Origin of the sequence: Amycolatopsis kentuckyensis (assembly GCF_002155975.1) — a bacterium.
Lineage (GTDB): Bacteria > Actinomycetota > Actinomycetes > Mycobacteriales > Pseudonocardiaceae > Amycolatopsis > Amycolatopsis kentuckyensis.
This window is the reverse complement of the sequence record NZ_MUMI01000369.1, coordinates 1-5,658: the sequence shown is the minus strand read 5'-3', so window position 1 is coordinate 5,658 and position 5,658 is coordinate 1. Positions and strand designations below refer to the sequence as shown.

The following is a 5,658-nucleotide window of genomic DNA, read 5'->3' as shown; positions in this document are numbered from 1 at the left end:
CTCGGCGAGGTGGCCACCGACGGCGTGGTCGCCGACCTGTACCTGCGCTGGGAAGACCAGCCGGACGTCGACGCGACCGCGGAACGGCTCGGCACGCTGCTGGCCGAAAACCCGCTGCCCGCGGGCGTCCGCCGGGTCGTGGTCACCGTGGCCGGCACCGGCGGCGCGGTGATGCACCACCACTTCACCTTCGAGCGCGACGGTGACGGCTTCACCGAGGACCGGCTGATCCGCGGCCTGCACCCGCAGATCGCCCAGCGCCTGCAGCTGGAGCGGCTGCGCGAGTTCGACCTCACCCGGCTGCCGTCGGCGGACGAGGAGATCTACCTGTTCAAGGCCGCGGCGAAGACCAACCCGGCCGACGAGCGGCTGATCGCGATGGGCCAGGTCCGCGACCTGACGCCGTTGCGCGAAGCCGACGGACGGCTGGTCGCGCTGCCCGCGCTCGAGGACGCGGTCACCGCCTGCCTCGACGCGATCCGCAACATCCAGGCGCAGCGGCCGCCGAACAAGCGGTTCGACACGAACCGGATCATGATGTACGTCTGGCCGCCGACCGACCTGACCACCGAGGAGCTGAACCAGCTCGTCCAGCGCATCCTGCCGACCTCGGTCGGCGCCGGGCTGGAGGAGGTCCAGTTCCTGGCGCGGCGGCGGACGGACGCGGGCAAGCTCACCGAGCTCGCCGTCCGGATCACCCTCGACCCCGGCCACGGCGCGCGGCTGCACGTCGAGCCGCCGTCGACCGAGCCGGTCAAGCCCCTCGACGACTACCGCCTGAAGGTGCTGCGCGCGGCGCGGCGCGGGACGGTCTACCCGTACGAGCTGACCGGCCTGCTCTCCGGCCCGGAGGGCACCTTCACCGAGCACGACCTCGACGGCTCGGGCGTCCTGGTGCCGGTGGACCGGCCGAAGGGCAAGAACACCGCGGCGATCATCGCCGGCGTCGTCACCACCCCGACCGAGCGGCACCCCGAGGGGGTCACCCGCGTCGTGCTGCTCGGCGACCCGACGAAGTCGCTGGGCGCGCTGTCGGAGCCGGAGTGCTCGCGGGTGATCGCGGCGCTCGACCTGGCCGAGCGGATGCGGGTGCCGCTGGAGTGGTTCGCGCTGTCGTCGGGCGCGCGGATCTCGATGTCCTCGGGCACCGAGAACATGGACTGGGTCGCCGCGGCGCTCAAGCGGATCGTCACGTTCACCCAGGACGGCGGCGAGATCAACATCGTGGTCAACGGCATCAACGTCGGCGCCCAGCCGTACTGGAACGCCGAAGCCACGATGCTCATGCACACCAAGGGCGTCCTGATCATGACGCCGGACTCGGCGATGGTGCTCACCGGCAAGCAGGCGCTCGACTTCTCCGGCGGCGTGTCGGCGGAAGACAACTTCGGCATCGGCGGCTACGACCGCGTGATGGGCCCGAACGGCCAGGCGCAGTACTGGGCGCCGAACCTGCCGGCCGCGCGGGCAGTGCTGATGGCGCACTACGACCACACGTACGTGGTGCCGGGTGAGGCCGGGCCGCGCAAGGTCGGCACGAGCGACCCGGTCGACCGGGACGTCTCGCCGTTCCCGCACGCGATCGTCGGCAGCGACTTCACGACCGTCGGCGAGATCTTCTCGGCCGAGCACAACCCGGACCGCAAGAAGCCGTTCGACATCCGCACGGTGATGCGCGCGCTGTCCGACCAGGACCACCCGGTGCTGGAGCGCTGGGCGGGCATGGCGGACGCGGACACCGCGGCGGTGCAGGACGTGCACATCGGCGGCCGGCCGGTCTGCCTGGTCGGCATCGAGTCGCGCTCGGTCCCCCGCCGCGGCTTCCCGCCCACCGACGGCCCGGACACCTACACCGCGGGCACACTGTTCCCGCGGTCGTCGAAGAAGACGGCGCGGGCGATCAACGCGGCGTCGGGCAACCGGCCGCTGGTGGTGCTGGCGAACTTGTCCGGCTTCGACGGCTCGCCCGAGTCGCTGCGCAAGCTGCAGCTGGAGTACGGCGCGGAGATCGGCCGGGCGATCGTCAACTTCGAGGGCCCGATCGTGTTCACCGTGATTTCGCGCTACCACGGCGGCGCGTTCGTGGTGTTCTCCAAGGCGCTGAACCCGAACATGACGGTGCTGGCCCTGGAGGGCTCCTTCGCGTCGGTCCTGGGCGGCGCGCCGGCGGCGGCGGTCGTGTTCGCGGGCGAGGTCAACAACCGCACGGCGAACGACCCGCGCGTGACGGAGCTGCAGGCCCGGGTGACGGCGGCCGCCGGCGCTTCCCGGGCGGCGCTGAGCGCCCAGCTGGCGGAGGTCCAGTCGGCCGTCCGCGCGGAGAAGGTGAGCGAAGTGGCGGCGGAGTTCGACCGGGTGCACAGCATCCAGCGCGCGGTCGAGGTCGGCTCGGTGGACGCGATCATCTCGGCGGCCGAGCTGCGGCCGCGGATCATCGAAGCGATCGAACACGGCCTGAAGAAGTAGCGGACGAGTTCGCCGGAGGGCGGCACTTCCCCCGGGAGGTGCCGCCCTCCGGCGTTTCGCGACTTTCGGGGGTATGGCCCGTTTGCACCGGGCCGACACACTGTGCGTGCCGGTACGGTGACCACGGGTTCCGACCGGACCTCCATCCGTGCGGCGTGAGGAGATCCCCCGATGGCGTCAAGGTCCCTGTCCCGGCTCGCCCTTGCGGCGTCCGGGGTCCTGCTCACCTCCTTGCTCGGCGGCACCGCCGGAGCGCAGACGGCGGACACGCCGGTGTTCTGGCGCGTTCCGGCCACCGCCGCCCAGGCACAGGCGCTCACCGAAGCCGGGTTCGACGTCGAAGAATCCGACGACGCCGCCAGCGTCAACGTCGTCGGTGGGCGGGCCGTCGCCGCGAAGCTGCGGGCGCTCGGCTACCGGCCTTCCTTCTTCGACACCGTCTACAAGGAACTGCCCGCTGAGACGAACAAGCTGGCGGCGGACACCTACTACGGCGGGTACCGGACCGTCACCGCGCACGAGAACCACCTCGCGCAGGTCGCCTCGGCGCACCCCGACCTGGCCACGAAGTACACGATCGGCCAGTCGTGGAAGAAGACGAAGGGCCAGGGCGGGCACGACATCCAGGCGATCTGCCTGACCAAGAAGCAGACCGGCGACTGCACGCTGTCGACGACGTCGAAGAAGCCGAAGTTCTTCCTGATGGCCCAGATCCACGCGCGCGAGCTGTCGACCGGCGAGCTCGCCTGGCGCTGGATCGACTACCTCGCCGACGGCTACGCCACCGACGCCACCGCGAAGTCCATTCTGGACACCACCGAGGTGTGGGTGGTGCCGATCGCCAACCCCGACGGCGTCGACATCGTCGCCTCCGGCGGCAACTCGCCGAAGCTGCAGCGCAAGAACGCGAACAACTCCCGGGGCAGCTGCACCGGCACGAGCATCGGCGTCGACCTCAACCGCAACTCGACGTTCAAGTGGGGCGGCGACTCCAACTCCGCGTGTTCCGAGACCTACCAGGGCGTGAGCGCGGGTTCGGAGCCGGAGGTCCAGGCGCTGGAGAAGCTGGCCCGCGCGATCTACCCGGACCAGCGCGGCACGGGCAACAACGACCCGGCGCCGTCGACCGCCACCGGCACGATGATCACGCTGCACAGCTACGGCAACGACATCATCATCCCGTGGGGCTTCACCCAGGCGACCTCGCCGAACGACGCCCAGTACCGCAAGCTCGGCGCGAAGATGGCCGCGTCCAACGGCTACCTCGTCGGCACCAACGAGGAGACGGTCGGCTACGACACGACCGGCACCACCGACGACTTCACCTACGGCGAGCTCGGCGTCGCCAGCGTGACGTTCGAGGTCGGCGGCTCGAGCGGCACCTGCGGCGGTTTCCTGCCGCGCTACACCTGCGTCGACAGCACGTTCTGGCCGAAGAACAAGGGCGCGCTGATCACCGCCGCCAAGGCCGCGGCGGCGCCGTACCAGCAGTGAGTCACGGGCGGCAGGCGTAGATGCAGTTCTGCGGGCGCGGGGAGCCGAGCACTTCGACGTGCCGGAACCCCGCGTCCGCGAGCATTTCCGACGCCTTTTCGGTGCCCCACACGGCTCCCAGCGCGGCGCCGCCCTCGGCGAGCGACGTCGTCGTGCAGTACATCAGGCTGATCGAGTAGGTGAGGGCGGCCAGCGGGTTGCCGACGTTCTTCTCCAGGTGGCTGGAGAAGTTGGTGTCCACCATGAAGAACAGCCCGTCCGGGGCCAGCGCTCCGCGGATCCGGCGCAGCACGACGTCCGGACGGTCCTGGTCGTGGACGGCGTCGAACGCGGTGATGACGTCGTAGGGCGGATCGGCACTCAGCTCGGCGGCGTCCCCGACGACGAATTCGGCGTTCGCCGGCTTGTTTTCGTTCGCCTGCTCGACGACGCCGGCGTTGATGTCCAGCCCGGTGAAACGGGAGGCGGGGAACGCGCGGGCGGCGACGGCGATGGCGTTCCCGGTGCCGCAGCCGAGGTCGAGCACGCGCGCGCCGGCCGTGAGCCGTTCGGTGAGGCCGGGGACCGCGCCGAAGAAGCCGTCGACGAGGTGTTCGCGGTAGATGTGCTTCCAGCTGTCGCCGGTTTTCGCGCCGAGGGTCTCGAGGTAGGGCCCGTAGGCGGACCTCGGGACCCCGCCGCCTTCGGCGAACGCGCGTTCCAGGTCGGGGAGGATGCCGGTGAACGCGGACAGGGTCAGCAGTGACGGCATCAGGTTCGACGCGGTTTCGCCGAGCAGGAACTTGGCGTGTTCGGGCGGGAAGGTGTATTCGCGGCCGTCGTAGGTGAAGATGCCGCCGGTGACCATCGCGCCGAGCCACTCGCGGACGTAGCGTTCTCGAAGGTTGGCGCGTTCGGCGAGCCCGGCACTGGTGGCGGGCCCACGAGCGGCGGCGGCGAGCAGGCCGGTGCGGTGCCCGACGCCGATGAGCATGGTGAGGGCGCTGCCGGTCATGACCGCGGTGAGGTGGGCGGCGAAGTCCTTCTCCTCCATGGGTGGAGCCTACCCGCCCGCCGGACCGTCCGATGTGGACGCTCCGGCGGGCGGGTGCGGGAGTCAGGCGTCCTCGTCCTCCAGGCCCGCGTCGGCCAGGACCGCGTACACCCGGCGGCGGGCGTCCGCGAGGATCTTCTTCACCTCCGCGACCTGGGCTTCCGTTCCGCTGTACCCCACCTGCGCGGCCGCTCCGGACAGCTCGCCCAGTGCGTGCCACAGTGCCGCGAACCGGTCGGCGCCCGGCTCCTCCTCCGGTTCCTCCCACAGTGCCGCGAACTCCGCCTCGCGGCCCGCCACGTGCTCGCGGCCCGCGTCGGTCAGTTCCGCGATCCGGCGACCGGCCGTCTCGACCGTGTGGACCAGGCCTTCGTCCTCCAGCTGCTGCAGAATCGGGTACACCGAGCCGGGGCTGGGCCGCCACCGGTCGTGCGTGCGGCGGCGGATCTCCTGCATCAGCTGGTAGCCGTGCATCGGTTCCTCGGCCAGCAACGCCAGCACCGCCGGCCGCACCGGCCGGGCCGGCGGGCGGCCACCGCCGCCGCGGAACTCCCGGACCCGCTGGAACGGGCCGCCGCCGCCGAACCAGCCGCCGGGGCCGCCGAACGAGCCCGGGCCACCCGGGAAGCCGGGGAAACCCGGCGCGCCCGGAGGCTGCGGTGGGT

At 71.4% G+C, this 5,658-nt stretch carries 4 protein-coding genes; 2 read left to right on the top strand and 2 right to left on the bottom strand.

Annotated features, from left to right (window positions below; translation table 11 throughout):
• Both CCN39_RS31810 and CCN39_RS31805 read left to right on the top strand, forming a co-directional pair.
• A partial coding sequence (locus CCN39_RS31810) for a carboxyl transferase domain-containing protein (RefSeq protein ID WP_279629595.1) occupies positions 1-2,466 on the top strand: 2,466 nt, incomplete at its 5' end.
• Positions 2,467-2,637: 171 nt separating this feature from the next.
• Positions 2,638-3,960, top strand: coding sequence for a M14 family zinc carboxypeptidase (locus tag CCN39_RS31805; RefSeq protein ID WP_086848278.1), 1,323 nt, complete (start codon positions 2,638-2,640; stop codon positions 3,958-3,960).
• A gap of 1 nt (position 3,961) precedes the next feature.
• On the opposite strand, the gene CCN39_RS31800 is transcribed toward CCN39_RS31805, so the two are convergent.
• Entirely contained in the window at positions 3,962-4,993 is a 1,032-nt protein-coding gene (locus CCN39_RS31800) for a class I SAM-dependent methyltransferase (protein ID WP_086848276.1), read from the bottom strand.
• Positions 4,994-5,056: 63 nt separating this feature from the next.
• On the bottom strand, positions 5,057-5,658 hold a 602-nt coding region (locus tag CCN39_RS31795; RefSeq protein WP_208630472.1), incomplete at its 5' end, for a PadR family transcriptional regulator.